This window comes from Chloroflexota bacterium (assembly GCA_023475225.1).
GTDB lineage: Bacteria > Chloroflexota > UBA6077 > FW602-bin22 > JAMCVK01 > JAMCVK01.
Genome location: JAMCVK010000024.1, coordinates 95,665 through 113,584 on the forward strand (window position 1 = coordinate 95,665; position 17,920 = coordinate 113,584).

The 17,920-nt window shown below is 53.3% G+C and carries 16 protein-coding genes; 10 read left to right on the forward strand and 6 right to left on the reverse strand.

Going from position 1 to position 17,920, the window contains the following annotated elements:
• Nucleotides 1–274: 274 nt before the first annotated feature.
• The 5 genes from secD (at nt 275) to M1136_05140 (ending at nt 5,510) form a co-directional block, all read left to right on the forward strand.
• The gene (gene secD / locus M1136_05120) at nt 275–1,810 is read left to right on the forward strand and encodes a protein translocase subunit SecD (GenBank protein ID MCL5075017.1); all 1,536 of its coding nucleotides are present in this window, start codon (nt 275–277) and stop codon (nt 1,808–1,810) included.
• Between the two features lie 15 nt (nt 1,811–1,825).
• Nucleotides 1,826–2,707 carry a homocysteine S-methyltransferase family protein gene (locus tag M1136_05125; protein ID MCL5075018.1) on the forward strand — a complete coding sequence of 294 codons (882 nt, stop codon included), beginning with the start codon at nt 1,826–1,828 and terminating at the stop codon, nt 2,705–2,707.
• 7 nt (nt 2,708–2,714) lie between these two features.
• Nucleotides 2,715–3,629 carry a protein translocase subunit SecF gene (gene secF, locus M1136_05130; protein ID MCL5075019.1) on the forward strand — a complete coding sequence of 305 codons (915 nt, stop codon included), beginning with the start codon at nt 2,715–2,717 and terminating at the stop codon, nt 3,627–3,629.
• 92 nt (nt 3,630–3,721) lie between these two features.
• Nucleotides 3,722–4,228, forward strand: a complete 507-nt coding sequence (locus M1136_05135; protein MCL5075020.1) for a CBS domain-containing protein — start codon at nt 3,722–3,724, stop codon at nt 4,226–4,228.
• A 16-nt stretch (nt 4,229–4,244) separates the two neighbouring features.
• Nucleotides 4,245–5,510 (forward strand): ArsB/NhaD family transporter, encoded by a 1,266-nt coding sequence (locus tag M1136_05140; GenBank protein ID MCL5075021.1) that lies wholly within the window; start codon nt 4,245–4,247, stop codon nt 5,508–5,510.
• A gap of 83 nt (nt 5,511–5,593) precedes the next feature.
• On the opposite strand, the gene M1136_05145 is transcribed toward M1136_05140, so the two are convergent.
• The 4 genes from M1136_05145 to M1136_05160 form a co-directional block, all read right to left on the reverse strand.
• Nucleotides 5,594–6,211, reverse strand: a complete 618-nt coding sequence (locus M1136_05145; protein MCL5075022.1) for a DUF2171 domain-containing protein — start codon at nt 6,209–6,211, stop codon at nt 5,594–5,596.
• A gap of 239 nt (nt 6,212–6,450) precedes the next feature.
• A complete protein-coding gene (locus tag M1136_05150) occupies nt 6,451–8,076 on the reverse strand; it encodes a thiamine pyrophosphate-binding protein (GenBank protein MCL5075023.1) in 1,626 nt (541 codons plus the stop codon).
• 32 nt (nt 8,077–8,108) lie between these two features.
• On the reverse strand, nt 8,109–8,741 hold the full coding sequence (locus M1136_05155; protein ID MCL5075024.1) for a phosphoribosyltransferase: 633 nt from the start codon (nt 8,739–8,741) through the stop codon (nt 8,109–8,111).
• A 40-nt stretch (nt 8,742–8,781) separates the two neighbouring features.
• Complete coding sequence (locus M1136_05160; protein MCL5075025.1) at nt 8,782–9,621, reverse strand: hypothetical protein; 840 nt, start codon at nt 9,619–9,621, stop codon at nt 8,782–8,784.
• Nucleotides 9,622–9,738: 117 nt separating this feature from the next.
• On the opposite strand from M1136_05160, the gene M1136_05165 reads away from it, so the two are divergent.
• From M1136_05165 to M1136_05185, 5 genes are all read left to right on the forward strand, one after another.
• Complete coding sequence (locus M1136_05165; protein ID MCL5075026.1) at nt 9,739–10,041, forward strand: hypothetical protein; 303 nt, start codon at nt 9,739–9,741, stop codon at nt 10,039–10,041.
• Nucleotides 10,038–11,093: a phosphotransacetylase family protein gene (locus M1136_05170; GenBank protein ID MCL5075027.1), complete on the forward strand. Its 1,056-nt coding sequence runs from the start codon at nt 10,038–10,040 to the stop codon at nt 11,091–11,093. The genes M1136_05165 and M1136_05170 overlap by 4 nt, the downstream gene beginning before the upstream one ends.
• 78 nt (nt 11,094–11,171) lie before the next feature.
• Nucleotides 11,172–11,687 (forward strand): NAD(P)H-dependent oxidoreductase subunit E, encoded by a 516-nt coding sequence (locus M1136_05175; GenBank protein ID MCL5075028.1) that lies wholly within the window; start codon nt 11,172–11,174, stop codon nt 11,685–11,687.
• Nucleotides 11,688–11,700: 13 nt separating this feature from the next.
• Nucleotides 11,701–13,476 (forward strand): NADH-quinone oxidoreductase subunit F, encoded by a 1,776-nt coding sequence (locus M1136_05180; protein MCL5075029.1) that lies wholly within the window; start codon nt 11,701–11,703, stop codon nt 13,474–13,476.
• A gap of 114 nt (nt 13,477–13,590) precedes the next feature.
• Complete coding sequence (locus tag M1136_05185; protein ID MCL5075030.1) at nt 13,591–16,494, forward strand: molybdopterin-dependent oxidoreductase; 2,904 nt, start codon at nt 13,591–13,593, stop codon at nt 16,492–16,494.
• 186 nt (nt 16,495–16,680) lie between these two features.
• On the opposite strand, the gene M1136_05190 is transcribed toward M1136_05185, so the two are convergent.
• Both M1136_05190 and M1136_05195 read right to left on the reverse strand, forming a co-directional pair.
• The gene (locus tag M1136_05190) at nt 16,681–16,941 is read right to left on the reverse strand and encodes a stage V sporulation protein S (GenBank protein ID MCL5075031.1); all 261 of its coding nucleotides are present in this window, start codon (nt 16,939–16,941) and stop codon (nt 16,681–16,683) included.
• A 107-nt stretch (nt 16,942–17,048) separates the two neighbouring features.
• Complete coding sequence (locus tag M1136_05195) at nt 17,049–17,819, reverse strand: TIGR00282 family metallophosphoesterase (GenBank protein MCL5075032.1); 771 nt, start codon at nt 17,817–17,819, stop codon at nt 17,049–17,051.
• Nucleotides 17,820–17,920 lie beyond the last annotated feature (101 nt).

Below are 17,920 nucleotides of genomic sequence, written 5' to 3' on the forward strand. Positions count from 1 at the left end.
AATAGTGTGAGAGCATTGAATATCTCTCCCAAATCCGCCTTTGGCGGATTCAAGGTAGTCCTTTGGGCCTTTTGTCCTTCCTGCGGAAGGAGGGCATATCCCCAGATCCACCGTCCGCCGAAGGTCCACCTTCGGCGGACGCACCCTTGGACCCCCGTTGTTTAGAGAAGCATAGGTGAGCGAGGCACGGCCAATTTGACAGGGGGTGGGGCCTCGCCTATAATCAGTGCCTGATACAGGCGGTCTTAGCGAAGATTTGTTGGGAGGATGGGCTGTGCGACAAGCCACAATGAGGATTTTCATCGCCATCATTATTCTAGCTATAAGCGCGGCTTGGATAGATTTACCAAATAATCCAGGTATACACCTTGAATTCGGTGGCTTCAAGCTCGACCGTGAGCTGCGGATCCACGAAGGACTGGATTTACAGGGGGGCATGCAGGTGATGTTGGAGGCCAATGTGCCCCCAGGTAAATCCGTCACGCGAGACGCGATGATTGCGGCTAAGGACATCGTCGAGAACCGGGTGAACGGCTTGGGTGTTTCGGAACCGTTAATTCAGCTGGTCGGGGATAAACGAATAATTGTGGAACTCCCAGGTATAAAGGACCCAGAACGGGCCATTAGAGTCTTCGGGGAAACGGGCTTACTGGAGTTCATCGACGCAGGTGACACATTCCTTTCTGATGGGACAGTTGTTACAACGACTCTGGGTGGTCCTGGCATGGTGGGGATTAGTCCTGAGGCGGCGGCCACCCCTGCTGCCCCAGCACCCACACCTACACCGCCAGCTAGCCCGGTACCAGCCACACCTACGGCGGCAGCTCCCATCACGAGTACAACACCGCTGACGGGGACAGTTGGGACAACTCCAGAGACGCCCAAAACAGAGAAGGTCTACAAGACGATCCTAACCGGTGATCAACTGCAAAGTGCTAAAGTCGGTTTTGATGAACTTGGCCGTCCAGAGATAGACTTCACCTTTAAAGATCAGGGGGCTAAGATATTCGCTGACTACACGACGGCCAACGTTGGCAAGTTCCTGGCGATCACCATGGATAAGCGGGTCATCTCCAGTGCGGTGATCAGAACACCTATTACAGGTGGGTCGGGGCGCATCACCAGCGAGCGCGGCTTTCCGTTGGCCGAGGCACAGAGCATCGTCATTCAGCTAAAATATGGTGCTTTGCCCATCCCTCTCAAAGTGGTACAAAGCATATCCGTTGGCCCCACTTTGGGACAGGATTCCATTCACAGAAGCATGATTGCTGGTGCCATTGGGTTGGCCATAGTTATCGCCTTTATGATCATCCATTATCGCCTGCCCGGGCTGTTAGCTAGCCTGGCCCTTTTCATCTATGCCTTGCTTGCCTTCGCTCTGTTCAAGCTCATACCGGTAGTGCTCACCCTGGCCGGTATTGCTGGTTTCATTCTTTCCATTGGGATGGCTGTAGACGCCAATATCTTAATATTTGAGCGTATGCGCGAAGAGTTGCGTTGGGGCAGGACCTTAGGGGCAGCTATCGAGGCCGGCTTCGCCCGCGCCTGGACCTCTATTCGTGATTCTAACGTTTCGACGATAATCACGTGTATCATTCTGTTCTGGTTTGGCGAGCATTACGGGGCAAGCATCATCAAGGGATTCGCTTTGACCCTGGCCATCGGTGTGCTAGTCAGCATGTTTACGGCTATCATCGTCACACGTACCTTCCTCCGTGTAGCCCAGCGGATGTTGGGCATGGGAGAGGAAAGTGCTCAACAACCCCATCTGCGGCGTCTACTTGGGCTGCCGGGGGGAATGACGAAGTGAAAACAGGAGGGCAAGTTGTCGAATCGTTTTAACGAAGCGCTGGAGAAGAAGAGGGTTCTCATTTGTGATGGGGCCATGGGGACGATGTTAATGAGCAGTGGGGCGCACTACGACCTCTGCCCTGAAGAGCTCAACCTGACTACACCGGAGGTGGTGCGCGCTGTACACAGAGCCTATGTTGAGGCTGGAGCGGATATCATTGAGACAAACAGCTTCGGCGGGAACAGTGTTAAACTGGCTGTGGCCAGGATGTTTGAGAAACGGCGAGAGGTAAATCTGGCGGCAGCGTGTCTGGCCAAGGAGGTGGCCGGCGATTCTGTCCTGGTGGCCGGCTCCATCGGTCCGCTAGGAAAGTTCCTCCAACCTTTGGGCCAGGTCAGTTATGGACAGGCCGTGGAGGCATTTCGGGAACAGGCCGAGGCGTTGATGAAGGGGGGAGTGGATCTCTTCATCATTGAGACGATGGCTGATCTCAAGGAGATCAAGGCGGCTTATCAAGCGGTCACAGAGGGGACGGGATTACCGGCTATTTGTACGATGACCTTTGATACTGGGCATCGCACTATGATGGGGGTGAGTCCAGCCCAGGCGGCGCAGGAGCTCTGCGCCCTGGGTGTGCCAGTCATCGGCGCTAACTGTGGTCGTGGGCCGGAAGAGTTTGAAGCTGTCCTCCAGGAGATGAAGGAAGCTTGCCCGCAGGCTATTCTGGCCGTTCAGCCAAACGCCGGGCTGCCAAAACTGGTAGGGGACAAGGTTATCTATGATGCCAGTCCAGAGGAGATGGCCGAATACGCTCGTCGCTTCGTCGCCCTAGGGGTGCGGGTGATCGGAGCCTGTTGCGGGAGCACACCCGAACATATTCGAGCCATCATTGAGGCTGTCAGAGCATCATCCTAGGAGGTTTCTGTTGAACATTATTGGCAAACGATATCTCTATTTTGTCATTTCTGCCCTAATTATAGTTCCCGGCCTTGTTTCTCTCCTGATACCACCCGGTCTAAGGCTGGGCATCGACTTCACTGGTGGTACCCTTTGGGAGATCGCCTTTGAACATCCGGTGCAGCCTGCTCAGGTGAAGGGAATTTTTGCTAACCACGACCTGACCGATACGATGGTGCAGACGACCGGTCAAAATACCGTTCTGATACGAAGTAAGGAGATACCTGATGGTTCTGATCTGAAACGGGCCCTCGAAGCAGATCTGCGGACAAATCTGGGCCAGTTTCAGGAGCTTCGCTTCGACTCTGTTGGTCCCACGATAGGAGCTGAGGTGGCCCAGCGGGCCATCATCGCTGTGGCTGCGGCGTCTGTAGGCATTTTACTTTACATAACCTTTGCCTTCTACAGGGTAGCTTCGCCTTTTCGCTATGGCGTTTGTGCCATTGCAGCCCTCTTGCATGATGCCTTTGTCGTTTTAGGCATCTTCTCCATTCTGGGTAGGTTCTTCAATGTTGAGGTCGACTCCCTCTTTGTCACCGCTCTACTGACGGTGATCGGCTTCTCGGTGCACGATACGATCGTTGTCTTTGACCGCATACGGGAGAACATGGGCAAGCGCAGTGGAGAGGCGTTTGAAGCGGTGGTTAATCACAGCATGGTCCAGACCTTGGGGCGTTCTATCAGTACCTCGTTGACCGTTGTATTCACCCTGACAGCACTGGTGCTTTTTGGTGGGGTGACAACTAAGACTTTTACTCTTGCTCTGCTAATTGGTATCATCAGTGGCACCTACTCATCGATATTCAATGCCAGTCCTCTCTTGGTCGTCTGGGAGAATAGGGAGGTTGGACGGTTCTTCATACGGCTTCGCTCGGCCTGAGAGAACCACCCCTGTTTTGCAGACGCGCCTAATCCCGGCCAGACCTCTGCCAGTGTTTTTCTCCGTTTCTAGTCATTTATGGGGGGTCAGCGATGCGAGAGCCCATCTTCATCACCAAAAGTACCTCAATTGGGGAAGCTGATAAGTTCTTAAGTCTAGCACCCATTGTTGTGGAAGAGGATCTGCCCATCTATCAGATTGCCCAAAGGGTAGCCGAGCATCCTGGGACGCGCCTCATAGCAGTTGTAGACCAGGATCAGAAGCTGGTTGGTGTAATTTCTGTAACCGCTCTTTGCGAGCTTGTATTCTTTCATGTCCTTCCGGAGGATTTTTTCGCTGATGTCACCGATTATGAGAAATTGGAGGAGTTTGCTAAACGAGCGAGAGTTCACGTAGCCAAGGATCTTATGCATCGCCCGGTATGGGTAACCAGAGATGATCTGGTCAAGGATGCTTTCGAGCGGATGCATGTAGCCAGGCTTGAGGGTTTACCCATCGTTGATGAGGGGAAACGGGTAATCGGCTACATCGATATGCTTGAGTTACTTCTCGTTTGGTTACGGGCGGAGAAGGCATATCGAGATGTCGATGACTCTTAAAGGGGGATTATGATCGTTGAATAACGCACTGGTGGCAGGGGCGATCTTCGCTGTAACGTACCTGATTATTACTACGGATAAGGTACATCGGACCGTCGTAGCTATGGCCGGGGCGGTAGGGATGATCCTCTTGCGTGTCATAGGTCAGGACAAGGCCTTCCTGGCTATAGACTTTAACGTTATCTTTCTTCTGGCCGGGATGATGATAATCGCCAATATAATGCGGACAACCGGTGTCTTTCAATGGGTGGCCATCCGCTCTGTGAAGATAGCGGGGGGCGACCCCTTTCGTATTCTGGTGGTCCTAGCATTATTGACAGCGGTTTTCTCTGCCTTCTTGGATAATGTTACAACGGTAGTTTTGATAGCACCGATAACCCTTTACATCGCTTCAGGTCTGGGAATTAACCCTTTACCATTTCTCATCGCTGAGATCCTCGCTTCGAACATTGGAGGGACGGCTACACTTATCGGTGATCCGCCTAACATCCTTATTGGTAGCGCGGCGCGCCTCGACTTCGTTACCTTCGCGGCTAACCTCACTCCGGTTGCCATTATCATCCTGGTAGTTTTCCTTATCACGGCTCGCTTCCTATTATTCAATAGCCTGAAATCCGACGCGCATTCGGTGGCGGCCATCTTCGAGATAGATGAGGCCAAGGTGATCACTGATCATCGCCTTTTGCGCAAATCGCTCTTGGTGCTTTGTCTGACTATCATTGGGTTTCTAGTACATGGCTTGCTACATTACCAACCAGCTACAGTCGCCCTTTTTGGGGCCGTCGTTCTCCTGCTTCTAAGCGGGCATGATCCGCATGATGCCTTACGTGAGGTAGAGTGGACGACGCTATTTTTCTTTATAGGCCTGTTCATCCTTGTCGGGGGTATTGTAGAGGCTGGTTTGATTGGAGCGCTGGCCCGTGGTGCCCTGGCACTGACCCATGGCGACCTTACCTCGACGGTGTTTCTTCTCCTATGGCTGAGTGCCATTCTTTCAGCTATCGTAGATAACATTCCCTATACGGCCACAATGATTCCATTAGTGCAGGATTTAGGACAATATATGCAGATAGCTCCCCTGTGGTGGGCCTTAGCCCTGGGCGCTTGTCTGGGCGGTAATGCAACGATAATCGGGGCCTCAGCGAACGTGATCATGGCCAGCATCGCCGACCGAGCCGGTTATCCCATTCGCTTCTGGGAATTTGTGCGCTACGGTGGGCTGGTCACGCTGGAGTCGTTATTGATTTCTACGGCTTACATCTGGTTCTTCTACCTGCGCTGATGGAACCAAACCCTGGCCGGCTCCAGCGATAATTCGCTGGAACGAAGAATCGAAGGCTAACCGCTCCCGCCGATCAGGTGCGGCTATCCTCTAGCCATCCCTGGCTTTTTGATTCGCCAGGCGTTGATGGTTTTGTAATTGGAATACAGTTCGATCTGATCCCTGTTGCAATCAAGAATGATGCGGTCTGCATCGGCTTTTAGAATCCACTCGACCGGTATGACAGCGTCCCGAGTTAAATGGGGCCCCTTGCGAACAACAAACGAGGTTACCCTGTCTGAAAGGGGATCAGCGATCACCTCATCCACAGTACCAATCTGGCCATCGCTGCACTCGACGATGGCCCCTTCGATTATCTCGATCTTTCCTACACCAGCGTGTTCCACTCGCCTTGCCGGGAAAAGGACCTGTGATCGGGGGTAGGGAGGCGGTGGTGTCCAATCCGTCTCCGGGGTAACATAATCGGCATCTATATAGTCGGGCAGTTGGTCCAGATCGAGGATGGAGATAGGCAGCACAACGCGGTCATCCTCTAAGCGATCGATCAAGCTGATCGGAACAACGATATCGCGGGTGATGCTTTCCCCCTGGCGGAGAACAAAAGCGATGGCCTCCTTCGTGCGTGGATCTATAACGATGCGATCGACTGTACCGACCTCCTCTGTGCGACACATAACAGTGCTCCCCACGTTGATGTTCATCGTTGCCACCTCGCTCTCTTGAGAAGCCTCTTCACCCTAAGTATACAGTATAGTTGTATCGCTTATCTATAAGATAAGAGGGCATTGAATATCTCCTCCAAATCCCCGCAGGGGTTCGAGGTAGCCCTGCAGGCTTTTTTGTGCTCTGGGGCGCATCCCCAGATCCGCTGTCCGCCGAAGGTCCGCATTCGACGGACGCCCCCTTGGGACCCCTGTTGTTCACCCATTTAATCTAAGGCTCAGGCGTTGGGCAGGGAGAAGTCGGCTGGTACTTCCACAACTACCGGGCTTTCGATTTGTAAGACGTCGCGCAAGGTTCTTTCGAGGTCAGTGAGGTCTGAAACCCTAACGCCATATGCCCCAAATGCCTCGGCCAGCTTGACGAAATCTGGGTTATGTAATTGGGCATCCACTATGCGATTGTCCCCATAGCGTCGCCTCTGTATTTGCTCGATGGCGCTATAAGAGCTGCTATTGAAGACGATTACCGGCACGTTAAGTCCGTATTGAACGGCCGTGGCCAACTCCTGTCCAGTGAAGAGGAAGCCGCCATCGCCGCAAAGGGCTATTACCTGTCTCTTAGGAAAAGCGACCTTAGCACCAAGTGCCGCTGGAAAACTGAATCCTAAGGCGCCGAAGGCCCTGGGGTAGAGAAAGGTGCGCGGCTCGTAAACCGTGAAGTAACGGGCAGCCCAGTAGCAGATGACCGTAGGGTCGTTAACGACTATGGCGTCTCGGGGCAGAGCCGACCTAATCTGTTCCAACACCCCGATCTCTTTTGGATTCTTGCTCCGCGTCGTTTCATAGGCTACTTTCTTGATGGCGGCGATCTCAGACTGGCGGGGAGTGCGCGGCGTAAGGCCGGTGCCATGGAGACGGTGCAGTATCTGCTGCAATACCTCCTTGGCATCACCCAGTATACCCACCTGCATGGGATAGTTCTTCCCAATCTCTGCTTCATCAATGTCTACCTGCATCAGGCGCGATGGTAGGGGTAGAGTCCAGTTGGCGGTGGACATTTCACTGAACCTTGTCCCTACGGCCAGCACCACATCGGCCTGCCTGAGGAGTTCGGCTACTGGGCCCTCCCTTGTCCAGGTATTGCCCAGCATCAAGGGATGATCCTCCGGTACTATCCCTTTACCCTTACAGGTGGTTAATATTGGTGCCTGGAAAAATTCAGCCAGAGTCAGGAGCTCTGTGCCGGCTCCAGCGCTGATAGCGCCTCCTCCAGCGTAAAGGAGAGGGTGAATTGCTTGGGCCAGTATGTCAGCCGCAGCCTGGACCTGTTGAGGGTTCCCGGTTTTTCGTTGGGCAGCGATAATTACATTGGGAAAGTCTAGTTCATCCTTAGTGAGTAGAGCATCGGTAGTGATCTCCAGCTGGACGGCTCGTCGTCTTCCCGTTTGCAGTCGTTCCATCGCCTCGTGGATGGCTGAGGGGATATCGGGTGGTCTGGTTACGCATCTATTCCAATCGACGACGGCCTGGAAGAGTTCCCCTTGATCCTTTAATTCGTGTAATGTTCCCTGCCGCCAATTAGGTTTATTTTTGTCCACAACGGTTGTAAGGAGTAATACAGGCGAGGAATCGGAATAAGCCTGAGCCAAAGCGGTAAGGGCGTTTGTGGCCCCTGGTCCGGTTATGGTAATAGCCACACCAACCTTTCCAGTGGCCCGGGCATAGCCGTCGGCCATAAATCCGGCGCCCTGCTCGTGGCGAGTCACAATGTGGCGTATCTCTGGACAGTCGAGCAAGGCATCAAAAATGGGGAGGTTGTGCACACCGGGAATACCGAAAACCACCTCGACGCCCTCAGCCTTGAGTGCCTGGACTACAGCCTGTCCACCGCTCATCTCGGACATATTCTACTCCCCGTCAAGAATTAAGGCAGGAACTATCCCTGATCGGATAGGTATCTTTTCACCTCATCATCACTGATTTGTTCGAAGTTCAGATAAAAACGGCCGACTGCCCAGAAGGGCTCCGGTGTGGCTAAACAGACGATTCTATCCACCTGTTGTTCCAATTCGCTAACTACGACAGGAGGAGCGACCGGTATAGCCAGAACGAGCCTTTCGGCTCCGGCCGCCTTGATCGCCCTTATCGTAGTCAGCATAGTAAAGCCAGTAGCGATGCCGTCATCAACCAGGATGACAGTTTTATCTCTTGGGTTGGGTGGTGGGCGTCCGCCGCGGTAAAGAGCTATACGTTGCGCAATTTCTTCCTTTTGTCTCTCTATCTCCAGTTCTATATATTGATGAGGGATGCCGTAGGCGGTGATCTCCTCTTCGTTGAGCTGCACTTCGCCGTTCTCGGCGATGGCCCCGATAGCATACTCCGGGTTGCCTGGAGCGCCGATCTTTCTGGTGATGAACACATCGAGGGGCAAACCGAGGGACTTAGCTACTTCGTGTCCGACGACGACTCCGCCACGGGGCAGGGCGAGAATGATAGCATCCATCCCTTGATATTCTTGAAGCTCCTGAGACAGTCTTTGGCCAGCCTCGTGTCGATCGGCGAACAACATTTTTGGCGTCCTTTCGCCGCATATCTGATGGCATCAGCCATTAAACCTGGCAATTGGAACAGTAATAACCTCTACGTCCGTGAAACGTGGCTTGAACCACGGGCGAACAGCAATGGGGGCAGTGTTCTTGGCGGTGAATCTGCATAATGTAGCGGCCTTTATTTCCCAGGGCATCTTGATATTGTGCCTCGCCCCCCAGCTCGATGGCCTCGGTGAGCACAGATTTAATAGCCTCGTGCAATCTCGCTATTTCCAAAGGTGTCAGACTGACCGCTTTGCGATCAGGGCGGATGCCAGCCCTGTACAAGATCTCATCAGAGTATATATTTCCAATCCCGGCGATGAGCGATTGATCCATCAGGATAGCCTTCGTGTCCATCCCTGGCTTTGACTTCAGGATTTCCCGGAACCGTTCCACGGTGAATGTCGGATCAAGAGGCTCGATGCCCAGTTCAGCCCATCTCGAGTCGAACTCCTCGGGGGCGACAAAATGGGTATGTCCCATAAAGCTCTTGTAAATAGCCAGCTGGGATTGATCATCGAGGCGGAACCAGGCGGTCGCCTCCGATAGATCCTGGCCCGTCTGCGCGTAGATTGGTTGGCCGGTCAGTCCGAGATGTAGCCAGATACTGCCATTCTCCAGTATCAGAATAACCGATTTACCGCGTCGCCGCACAGCCCCGATTCTCCCTTTCACCAGACGGGCGAACTCTTGAGGGGGCAGATTGAGCGCCCTGGGCTGCTTGAAGTGAGCATCCACGATCGACTTGCCCACTATGCACTGCCCAAGGTTGCGGCTGAAGGTCTCTACTTCTGGTAACTCTGGCATGGCGAAACCCTTAAGGTTGCTTTTCAACGCTGAATGACTGGCTGGTATCATTATACCCTTTTAGCATATGTGGGTCTAGATTTTATTTTGGCGCTTTATACGTTTACATAGGCGGGGGAACATGGTAGTATTGGCTGGCAATTAAGCGGCGATAACCAGGGGATAGGTATGTGGACAGTACTGCGGATAGCCCCAAATCGGCCGATAGCGAGGGCGTGGCAAGAGTTCCTGGAGGAGGAGGGGATTCCGTGTGAGTTGTGGTGGAGCGACCAGACTCGCCGGGATGACCTTGCTGCTCCTTGTGAAATCCTCGTTCCCAGTGATAGGGTGCACGTGGTGCGAACTCTGATCCTTTCAGGGTTGTTGACCGGCTTGCTTCCCGGTTCGACCGAAGCAATATCTCTCTCGGCAAAGCATTCTGCCCCTGAGCAAACGAGCTCAATTTCCCTGGATGAGGGAGGCAGTGGTTGAAGGCGCTATATGTCTGTTCTGTAGAGGCGGCAGCTGGTAAAACGGCCTATGCCATCATCCTGGCGCGATGCTGGCAGCGACGGGGTCTTGTCGTTGGCTATATGAAGCCTATAAGCGTGCTCTCTCTGAAACAGCCGGAGGTCGACTCTGGGGATGCCTTTTTCGCCAAAAGTATTCTTCATCTCCAGGAGCCCATAGAGGACATCGCTCCGGTGGAGTTGGCTCCGCACGTCGAGTCCTCCCCTCCAACCTTGAGGGAGAAGATCATAGGAGCCTACACGAGGATCGGGCAGGATAAGGATATCATCCTACTTGAGGCCCCCCCAGGACTGGCCGATGGTGCAGCACTAGGGCTAGACCTTCCCTATCTGACTGAGCTCTTTCAGGCAAGGGTTTTGCTAATCCTCCATTACACTCACGATTATAGTGATCTAGTCGCAGCAGCTGGGATGGCCAGGACAATGCTTGGGGATAACCTGATTGGTGTAGTGATTAATGCTATCCCTGAGCGGCAGGTTGCCGCAGTGAGAGGGGCGCTTGCACCTTCCTTAGAACGAGAGGGAATAAGGATATTAGGGACTGTCAAGCAGGACAATACGCTGTTCGCTCCAAGTGTGGCTGATCTGGTCAGGCAGGTCAATGGAGAGGTGCTCTGTGGGGCAGATAGGCTGGACAGGCTAGCCGAGCATATTATGATTGGGGCTATGAGTCCGGACGGTGCCCTCGCTTACTTCCAGCGTCTTCCCAACAAGGCGGTGATTGTGCCCGGCGATCGCCCCGATATCCAGTTGGCAGCCTTGCGGACCCCCACCTGTTGTTTGATTCTCACGGGCGACTTTGTGGTAAATCGGGCCGTCCTGATTTTGGCTGAAGAGTCAGATATACCTCTGGTCAGGGTCAAGGAGGATATCATCACTACGCTTGAGAATCTTGAGGGGGCCTACCTAAGGACCAGATTCCGACAGGAAAGTAAAATCCAGCGCTTAGAGACGTTGCTTGCTGAAGAGTTCGATTTGACTACCCTGGGGCTGGCCATTGGTTTGGGCCAGTAGGGGACAGGAAAGTTTGGGGGTCCTAGAGGACAACCCCGCCATCCTTTAGGAAGGAGACCATCAAGAGGGAGGTTGATTGTGTCGAATGAGGGGCATGTGGAGATCTCATTAGAGGAGATAGAGTCGCTTTTAGCTGGCTATACAGATGTAGATGGAGCGTTATTACCTATCCTCCATGAGGTACAGGAACGGTATGGTTATATTTCTGATGTAGCGGTCGAGACTATCGCTAAGCATCTGCGCATTTCTCCCGCTCAGATCTACGGTATGTTCACCTATTACACTGATTTTAGGTCCAAACCGCCGGCTAAAAGGGTAGTAACTGTGTGTCAGGGTTTGGCCTGTCGCATACAGGGCGGCTTGGCTCTGTGCCAACAGATAAAGGATGATTTAGGACTTGAACCTGGAGGCATTACGGCGGATGGTGAGTTGGAACTAGAGCTATCTCCTTGTTTAGGAATTTGCACTCACGCGCCGGTGATCGGCCTCAATCGTACGCTGGTAGGAAGAGTAACGAAAGAGAGGTTGGCTCAGTTTATTTTTATTAAGGAAGAAGGGGCGATACCCGAAGGGACGCAGGGAAGCGCTCTTTAGGGGAGGTACGAGGGTGAGAGGGGATTTTGAGGTGATTAAGGCGCGGGCTATGGCCCATTGGGAACGACTATCGCGTCCTACAGTACCACGGATCATCGTCGGTACGGGTGCTTGTGGCCTCAGTGTGGGGGCCGAGGAGGTTTTCAACGCTATCCAACAGGAGCTCCAGCGACATAACATTGAGGCTATCGTCAGCCAGACTGGCTGCAACGGCATGTGTTACGCTGAGGTATTGGTTGACATAATGAAGCCAGGTGGGCCGTGTGTAACTTATGGGCATGTCACCCCTGAGCTTGTTCCCTTGCTTATTGGGGACTGTCTGCTAAGAGATGAGCTTCGTCCAGACCTGGCTGTTGCGACCACAGCCAATACGGCTGTTAATGGCATCCCGGCCTACGATGACATCCCCTTCTTCAAATACCAGCAACGGATCATTACCCGCAACTGTGGCCGGATCGATCCAGAGAGTATCGATGAATATATCGCTAATGGGGGTTATACTGCTCTGGTCAAGGCCCTTTTCGATATGAAGCCGGAAGAGGTGATCGCCGAGGTCAAGGAATCTGGTCTTATGGGTAGGGGTGGTGCTGCCTTCCCAACGGGGAGGAAATGGGAATCATCACGAGCGGTCAAAGGGCATCCCAAATACGTTATTTGTAACGCTGAGGAGGGAGAACCGGCTGTCTATAAGGACCGGCGCCTGATGGAGAGCGATCCCCAGCGCATTATTGAGGGGATGCTCATCGGCGCCTACGCTGTCGGTTCTGATTGTGGCTACATCTACATAGGTGGTGAGCATGACCTGGCGGCGAGGCGCATGGCCGTTGCCTTGGAGCAGGCTCACCACTATGGACTGCTTGGGCACAACATCTTAGGTAGTGGCTTCTCCTATGATATCCTCCTCCGTCGGGGAGCTGGCTCCTATGCAGCTGGAGAGTCCTCGGCTCAAATGTCATCGTTGGAGGCTAAGCGGGGTATGCCCCGCCCCAAGCTGGTTCGCTCTGTTGAACGGGGGCTCTGGGCCAAGCCGACTCTTATGAACAACGTAGAAACCTTTGCCAACATACCAGACATTATTGAGAAGGGTGGTGTTTGGTATGCTAGCATCGGTACAGCGGAGAGCAAGGGAACCAAGCTGTTCGCCTTATCCGGACATATCCGTCACCCAGGTCTGGTTGAGGTACCCTTCGGCGTCTCATTGCGACGGTTAGTATTCGATATTGGTGGGGGTATCCCAGGGGGGAAGCCCTTTAAGGCCGCTCAACCTGGTGGACCTTCGGGTGGTTGCTTGCCAGCATCCCTTCTAGATATTCCGTTATCCTTTGAGTCCCTCGAAGAGGCCGGCTCGGCCATTGGTTCAGGTGGCTTGGTAATAATGGATGAAAGTGTGTGTATGGTTGATATGTCCAGGTATTTCATCGGTTTCAGCGCCGCTGAATCGTGTGGGCGCTGTACCACCTGTCGTATAGGCTGTCAGCGGCTGCAAGACATTGTTACTTATATCGCGGAGGGCTTAGGGCGACTGGAGGAGTTGGATCTCCTGGAAGCTATGGCCACAACTATGAAAGAGACAGCTCTCTGTGGTTTAGGACAAACGGCTGCTGTACCTCTCCTCTGTTCCATCCGTCACTTTCGGGCGGAGTATGAGGCGCATATTCTGGAGAAGAGATGTCCAGCGAATTTTTGCCGTATGCGCGGTGAGGGTGGTTTGGGATGGGGTCCGGGAGAAATGAACTATGCTGACACGACGGATATGCCAGGGCAGCTGCTCAGCGTACCCATCAGATAGACATTCAGCGCAGTCCTTTCAGGAGTAAGGCTTTAGCGGAAGGGGCTTTCGTCGACCAGGAAGTTTCCCCTGAAGTCTGGTTTTGTGATGAGCTCCGTATGGGGGAGGTAGGAATTGACGATAGCGGAAAAGGCAGTTGGCGAAAGACGCCCAAGTGTAGTTAATCTGGTTATCGATGACCGTGAGGTTGAGGCGGAGAAGGGCATGACTGTACTTCAGTCTGCCTTACTGGCTGGGATTTACATTCCACATCTTTGTTGGCATCCGGCTATCAAGCCATATGCCGGTTGTCGCCTATGTTTGGTGGAGATCGAGAAACGCAGGGGGATGGATACGGCATGCACCATACCTGTTTCTGAAGGAATGGTGGTGCGTACCAATACACCTAGCGTCATTAAGATGCGTCAGAACGTGTTGGAGATGTTACTCAGCGATCATCCTGATCGCTGCCTCAATTGTCCGCGTATTCCTCGCTGCCATCCGTTTGGTGTTTGTATCAGGGACCAGGAAGTAAATGACCGCTGCGTCTTCTGTGCCAAAAATGAACGCTGCGAGCTGCAACGCGTCGTGGATTTTGTAGGGATCCGCTGGCAGCGCTACCGTGCTCCGCGCCATATCTCTCCAGTGGAACGTTCCAATCCCTTCATCGACTTCGATCCCAGCTACTGCATCAACTGCACACGCTGCACGCGAGTTTGTGATGAGGTGCAAGGGGTGGCTGCAATCGAGAGCACCTATCGGGCGGGAAATCTCCATATAGCCAGCGCCTTTGAGGTAACTAGGGATCTATCAAACTGTGAGTTCTGTGGCCAGTGCGTTCAGGTCTGCCCGACAGCGGCCCTTACGGATCACCAGAGCAAATATGATGGCCTTCCTGATGTGGCTGTACCTACGACATGCTCTTTCTGTGGCTGCGGTTGCCAGCTTCTTTTGAATATCAAAGGAGGACAGATCAGCAGCTCTTACCCGACTGAGAGAGGGATTAATGGTATGTCCCTTTGTGTCAAGGGGCGCTATGGCTATGACTATGTCCAAAGCCAGCACAGGCTAAGCAGACCGCTGAAACGTGCTGCTGATGGATCCCAGCTGACGGTCACCTGGGAGGAGGCCATTGGCTTTGTGGCCAGTAAGATGACGGAGGTCCTGGAAAGGTATGGTCCCGAGGCCATTGGTGTCATCGCCTCTGATAAGTGTACTAACGAGGAGAATTATCTCCTCCAGAGGTTTGCCCGGGGTGTATTGGGAACAAATAATATTGGGCATATGGGGGAGCTTTGTCATAAGCCCACCCTTGAGGGGCTGAGTGCAGCCTGGGGCAGCGCAGCCATGACAGGTCCACTTCAAGACATTGCGAAGGCTGGGTGTATCCTTGTGGTTGGGTCTAATACTACCGAGACCCATCCTATTGTGGCCCTACAAATCAAGCGGGCTGTACGTCGTAGTGCGAAGCTGATTCTCATTGATCCACGCCAGATAACGTTGAGTCGCTTCGCCTATCTGCAGCTCAGGCCACGTCCGGGAACAGATCTGGCACTTCTCATTGGCCTAGCACGGGCGATCCAGGATGAGGGTTTGGTCAATGAGGCGTTCGTCTCCGAACGTTGCGAAGGATTCGAAGAGTTCAAGGAGGCCCTGCGTGATTGTGATTTGACCGCGGTCTCAGAGATAACCGGTGTAAAGGTGGAGGATATCCTGACCGCGGCGAGAATCTATGCCACAGGTGGCGCCGATTCTCGCTATGAGATACCGCTGAGTTGGTATGGCCACTTTGTAGAACCAGACAGTCGGCCGGCCACAAACTCATCCTGGATAATTTATGGTGCGGGTGTGACGCTCGGTGCGGCCCCGCGGGAAACTGTTCAGACGCTGGCCAATCTGGCAATGTTGACCGGTCATCTTGGCCAGGAAGGAGCTGGTCTGGCACCCCTGGCTGGCCCGAATAATCTGCAGGGAGCGAGTGACATGGGCGCTATGGCTGAATATCTACCGGGATATCGGCCGATCAACGACGTTGGAGCATGCCAGGAATTCGCTTCGGCCTGGGGTTGTGAGATGCCGATTGTTTCAGGGTTGGATATCCTGCAGATGTTTGAGGCGGCACGTCTGGGTAAGCTGAAGGCACTCTATATCGTCGGAGCTAATCCACTCCTGTCCTTAGCCAATAGAAGCTGTGTGGAAGAGGGACTTCGATCATTGGAATTGCTCGTTGTGCAGGATGTTTTCCCCACGGAGACAGCCGCTCTGGCTCACGTTGTGCTCCCGGCGTGTTCTTTTGCAGAGAAGGAAGGAACGTTCACCAATACTGAAAGACGGGTGCAGTTTGTGCGTCAAGCCTTGGCGCCTCTCGGTGATAGTCGGCCGGATTGGTGGATAATTTCTGATCTGGCCAATAAAGTACTTGCCCTAGGGGATGGTGGAAAGCAATCACAATGGTTGAGCTTCGACTACCTGCATCCTAAGGATGTCATGGAGGAGATACGCGCTCTGGTGCCGTCGTATAGGGGTATAATCTATGAACGATTGCAAGTTGGGGGGCTTCAGTGGCCTTGCCCCAGTACTACCGATCCGGGTACGGCTACCCTTTATCAGGAGACGTTTGATCGAGGAAAAGGGAGGTTCATTCCTCTTAGATACAATCTGGGGCCAAAGGAAACCAATCAGTGCTATCCATTCACCCTGCTTAGCGGCCGTACCCTCTACCATTACAACACAGGTGCTATGACACGGAATGCCCCTGGGCTGAAGGAGTTTCGCCTTGAATCTTGTTTACATATTCATCCGGATGATGCAGCGCTGTTGTTCCTGAAAAGCGGTGATAAGATCCGGGTCATCTCTGAGCAAGGTGAGATATCAACGACGGCCGTGATCAGCGATTCGGTAGCCAAAGGGCTGGTCTTTATGCTCATACACTATGGTGATACTCCGGTCAATGTCTTGACCGGACGCTCACGTTCACTGTTGCGTCATAGTTTGGAGATGCGCACTGTCCTGGTGCGGATCGAAAAGATGATGGGATAGAGGGCTCCTCGCTGTTGCTGATCTGATCCCTTCTTTTGGATGTTCCTATGAGCTCTGTAGAGAGTGAATATCACCCCCAAATCCGCCGAAGATGGATTCAAGGTAGCCCTGCGGGCTTTTTTGTACTCTGGTGGGGCACATCCCCAGATCCGCCGCAGGCGGGCTGTGTCCCCTTGGAACCCCCGTTTAGCGTGGTTCCACGATTAACTTGACTGCTGTTCTCTCCTCGTTATCGATCATCACATCTGTGAAAGCCGGAATGCAGATAGCATCTAATCCACTGGAGGCTAGGTAGCCTCTAGCGATAGCTATAGCCTTCACCGCTTGATTGACTGCTCCAGCACCTATGGCCTGGATCTCCGCTCTCCCCTTTTCCCGCATTACCCCGGCAATGGCGCCAGCTACAGCACTTGGCTTCGATTGGGATGATACCTTCAGGATTTCCACCTGCTCTTGAGGTTCTTGCTCAGATTGTACCTTCACTTGGTTGCCTCCTTGTAGTGATAAGCAGGCAGCTGGTTCGATGCTTAGCTGAGCTGATGAATGACCAGCCGCTATCCGTCAATGATTTTGTCCAGGCGAAAGATCTGGGTAGTCTTGCCGGATTCGGGATCGATATCCACGATTACGGAGTTGAAAGCTACAGGTCCTTTGGCCACCTCAAGTGAGTCAGGCAGCTGGGTGATGAAACGAGAGATAACTGTTTCCACCTGCATTCCAATGACCGAGTTCCAAGGGCCTACCATCCCAACGTCGGTGATATGGGCCGTACCTTTGGGTAGAATGCGTTGATCGGCCGTAGGGACGTGTGTATGTGTTCCAAATACAGCGCTGACACGTCCATCAAGATACCAGCCCATAACTACCTTCTCTGACGTCGCTTCAGCGTGGAAATCAACAATCCTTATCTTCGGGGAAGGGCCGATTCGGCTTAGAAGCTCATCGATGGCCCGAAATGGGCAGTCAAGGTTAGCTATAAATAGTCGGCCGGACAAGTTGATGATTAGGGTGTCTTTCATCTCAAGATGGCCCCGACCGGGCGCCCCAGGTGGATAGTTTAGAGGACGCAATATCGGAACGTCACGTTCAAGGTAGGCACGTATCCCTGTCTGTTCCCAGATATGGTTTCCTGAGGTAATGACATCCACACCGGCTTCAAATAGCTCCTCAGCCGTGGTCTGAGTCAACCCGCGACCACCAGCGGCGTTCTCTCCGTTGGCGATGATCAGTTCGAGCTCGTATTGTTGCTGTAAGGTGGGGAGGAGCTGTCTTACAGCACGCCGCCCGGGTCGGCCGACAATATCACCTATCATCAGGATACGCAAGGATCTCTCCCAGAGTGTTAAGGATTCGCGTGGCTGGAGTCAATATTATTCCCGCTTCATGGCTGCCCGCAAAGTTGGGCTGCGGCCAACTCGGGATCTCC